The organism is Microbacterium sp. BF1, from assembly GCF_019279095.1.
GTDB lineage: Bacteria > Actinomycetota > Actinomycetes > Actinomycetales > Microbacteriaceae > Microbacterium > Microbacterium maritypicum.
The window spans coordinates 1-3239 of the sequence record NZ_JAGYWT010000277.1 but is presented as its reverse complement, the minus strand read 5'-3'; the positions used below and the strand labels follow the sequence as shown (position 1 = coordinate 3239).

At 68.1% G+C, this 3239-nt stretch carries 4 protein-coding genes and 3 pseudogenes; 5 read left to right on the top strand and 2 right to left on the bottom strand.

The genetic code is table 11. The features are described from left to right. Window positions 1-703 (bottom strand): annotated as a pseudogene (locus KZA10_RS10385) (DNA repair protein RadA); the annotation flags it as partial. An 8-nt stretch (window positions 704-711) separates the two neighbouring features. Between KZA10_RS10385 and KZA10_RS10380 the strand changes: the two are divergent. The 5 genes and pseudogenes from KZA10_RS10380 to KZA10_RS10360 all read left to right on the top strand — a co-directional run. Continuing rightward, window positions 712-1089, top strand: a pseudogene (locus KZA10_RS10380) (GTP 3',8-cyclase MoaA); the annotation flags it as partial. A gap of 6 nt (window positions 1090-1095) precedes the next feature. Beyond that, window positions 1096-1764 carry a uridine kinase gene (locus KZA10_RS10375; protein ID WP_218682828.1) on the top strand — a complete coding sequence of 223 codons (669 nt, stop codon included), beginning with the start codon at window positions 1096-1098 and terminating at the stop codon, window positions 1762-1764. 4 nt (window positions 1765-1768) lie between these two features. Beyond that, complete coding sequence (locus KZA10_RS10370; RefSeq protein ID WP_218682826.1) at window positions 1769-2347, top strand: hypothetical protein; 579 nt, start codon at window positions 1769-1771, stop codon at window positions 2345-2347. Then, window positions 2344-2688 carry a ribbon-helix-helix protein, CopG family gene (locus tag KZA10_RS10365; protein ID WP_308289637.1) on the top strand — a complete coding sequence of 115 codons (345 nt, stop codon included), beginning with the start codon at window positions 2344-2346 and terminating at the stop codon, window positions 2686-2688. Before KZA10_RS10370 ends, KZA10_RS10365 begins: the two co-directional genes overlap by 4 nt. A gap of 55 nt (window positions 2689-2743) precedes the next feature. Next, window positions 2744-2935, top strand: a complete 192-nt coding sequence (locus tag KZA10_RS10360) for a toxin (protein ID WP_235562572.1) — start codon at window positions 2744-2746, stop codon at window positions 2933-2935. Between the two features lie 18 nt (window positions 2936-2953). Here the strand turns inward: KZA10_RS10360 and KZA10_RS10355 are convergent. Continuing rightward, window positions 2954-3239, bottom strand: a pseudogene (locus KZA10_RS10355) (amidohydrolase); the annotation flags it as partial.

Here is a 3239-nt window from a genome sequence, read left to right as displayed (position 1 = left end):
CGGCCGCCGGCTCGGTGAAGCGCACGCCACCGACCGTCGACACGTAGACGTCGAGACTGCCGGTGGGCACACCTGCGCGACGCTCGAGGATCGCCAGCACCATCGCCACCCGCGAGGAGTCGAGGCCGTGCACGATGCGGCGGGGGTTGGGCGCGTTGCTGGGCACCGTGAGCGCCTGCACCTCGACCGGAAGAGCACGCCGGCCTTCGAGCGAGATCGCGACGCAGGTGCCCGGCTCGGTGGCTCCCTGCGAGAGGAAGAGCCCCGAAGGGTCGGGTACCTCGGCGATGCCGTCTCCGGTCATCTCGAAGCAGCCGACTTCGTCGGTCGGCCCGAAGCGGTTCTTGAGGGCGCGGATGAAGCGCAGCGACGTCTGCCTGTCGCCTTCGAAGTGGCACACGACGTCGACGAGGTGCTCGAGCACCCTGGGGCCTGCGACCTGTCCGTCTTTCGTGACGTGGCCGACGATGATGATCGGCAGGTCGCGGTCTTTCGCGACGCGGATCAGCGTCGCCGCGACCTCGCGCACCTGGCTCGGCTGCCCGGCAGCACCGTCGATCAACGACGATGAGACCGTCTGCACTGAGTCGACGATCACGAGCTGCGGCTTCACCTCGTCGATGTGACCGAGGATCGTCGCCAGGTCGGTCTCACTCGCCAGATACAGCTCGTCGTGCAGCGCGCCGGTGCGCTCGGCGCGCAGTCAGATGCGAGGATCTCCTCGCATCCCTGGGCGAGCGTTGGCGTCTCGACCCGGTCGAGGGTCGTGGGGGAGCGCCGGCCGAGAAGTGGCGCATCGACGGCGGACCGCACGAGGTGGGTGTGATCGCCTCGGTCACCGCCCCGTTCTGCGGCGCCTGCGACCGTCTGCGCCTGACCGCCGACGGTCAGCTGCGCAACTGTCTGTTCTCGAACGTCGAGTACGACCTGGTCGACGTGCTTCGCGGGGCCGACGCCGTACCGGGCGCGCGTGCCGGGGGGATCGCCGCGATGCTGCGTTCCTGCGTGCACGGCAAGCTCCCGGGACACGCGATCAACGACCCCTCGTTCCTGCAGCCGGCGCGCGGCATGAACGCGATCGGGGGCTGAGCCGGCGTGCGCATCGCCGACTCGCGCGCGGCCGTGCTGACGCAGCTGTGGGCTGAGATCGAGAGCCTTCGTCCTGAGAATCGCATCCTGGTGGCCCTGGACGGCTTCGACGGGGCAGGCAAATCGCACCTCTCCCGCGAACTCGCGGATCACGCGCGGCGACGTTCGAGCAGACCTGTCGTCCGTGTGAGCATCGACGGATTCCACCGCCCGAAGGCGGAGCGCGTCGCCGCGGGTGCAGGTCCAGAAGGGTTCTACTCCGGTTCGTACAGATACGATGCCTTCCACGCGTGCGTGGTCGACGGCCTGCGTGTGCATGGTTCGATCGCACCGGGCGTCTGGGACGTCGATCGCGACGAAGCTGTCAACCCCGCTCCGATAGCCGTTCCTCCGGCGGGGGTCGTGCTCGTCGACGGGATCTTCCTCCAGCGTCCCGGGCTTGCGAAGGTGTGGGACGCGACGGTCTGGGTCCACGCGCCCTTCGAGGTCAGCGTCCCCCGAGGCAACGCTCGATTCCCGGCGAACCATGACCCGGACCCGGAGGCGCCGTCGAACCGGAGATACGTCGGCGGTCAGCGGTTGTACCTCTCAGCGGCCCGGCCGCAGGAGCGGGCGACGTGGGTCTGGGACAACACGATCCTCGAGCAGCCGACGTATCGACGGAACGGGGGGTGAACGGATGTGGGAGCCGATCGGGCAGGGGCGTGACGGGTACCGCCTGACGATCCGGGCGACGCGAGTCTCCATGCGCCAGCTCGTGGCGATCATCGTCGGCTGCGTGGCTGTGGGAGGGTCCGCTGCCACGGCGGCGTTGATCGCGATCTCCCTCGAGACCGATTCCATCCTCGGCAGGTCCGGTGTCGTCGCGGTCGCCGGTGGCGTGGCTGTCGTCATCGTGCTCGCCCTGTTGTGGATCTTCGCCTGGCGAAGGAAGCGCTACGTCATCGAGTGGGATGACGGGGGGATCCGGATCATGGGTGCCGGGGTGGAGCGAGCGCTCCCCTGGGCCTCCATCGCTCGTGTGCTGATCCGCCTCGACACGGACTACGCCCGCGTCGAGGTGAGGGGCACGGGCGGCGAGTCCGTGACGCTCTTGGCCGGATTCGGCTCCCAAGACGTGAAGAAGGCCCACGCGATCGACCCGATTCCGGGAGAGGTCGCCGACCTGCTGCACCGCCATCTTCCTGTTGAACAGCCGAGCAGGAGAGACGCCCTCGGCCTGCACGTCTTCCTGCGGAAACTGCACGCCGCCGCGTGAGCGCGGCAGTCGGCAACGAGGGGCTTTATTTTCGTATACACAATTCCGTGATTTTCGTATACAGTAAGTGCATGAGTGAGCACCTGGTGAACGGAAAGCCCGTCACTGACGAGCAGATTCAGGCGTGGGCGGACGAGGCCGAGGCCGGCTACGACTTGTCGAAACTCCCGAAACCGCGTCGAGGTCGACCGACGGTGGGCGATGGCCCCGGCGCGGTGATCCCTGTGCGGCTCGATGCGACCACGATCGCAGCGCTGACAGCGCGCGCTGATGCCGAGGGTATCGCCACGCGTTCTGAGGCGATTCGCGCCGCAGTGCGCGAGTGGGCGCACGTTGCCTGACCTGCACCGATCAGCCCGCAAACACTACCGGCGCGACCAGCTCGACGACTCTTCCGTGCTTTATGCCGTCGAGCATGTCCTGCACTCGCGCCCGCTCGACGACGAAGACGACCCGCGCCGCTGGCTTATGATCGCCGCCGACCCTTCAGGCCGCCTCCTCGAGCTCGTCGTGCTGATCTACGACGACAGTTACGAGCTGATCATCCACGCGATGAAGGCCCGAGCTCAGTACCTCGACGAGCTGTAGATCGATTCTCTTCCGCCTCTAGGCGAGGAACTCCCGGGCCGCGGCCGAGAGGGCGGTCACGCCGACCTCGATCGTCGGGTGGATCTCCGGCGCGAAGAACGGCGAGTGGTTGGTGGGGATGTCCTCTCCCAGGCGGCCGGCGGCGACCGCCTCGGCGAACCGCGTGGGGTCGATGCCGCCCCAGAACCAGAACACGAGAGGCACTCCGGCGTCGCGGGCGAACCATGAGACGTCCTCGCTGCCGGTGAACATGCCGGGGTCGATGACGGCTGCCTCGCCCAGCGCGCGCTGCAGCGCTGCGGTG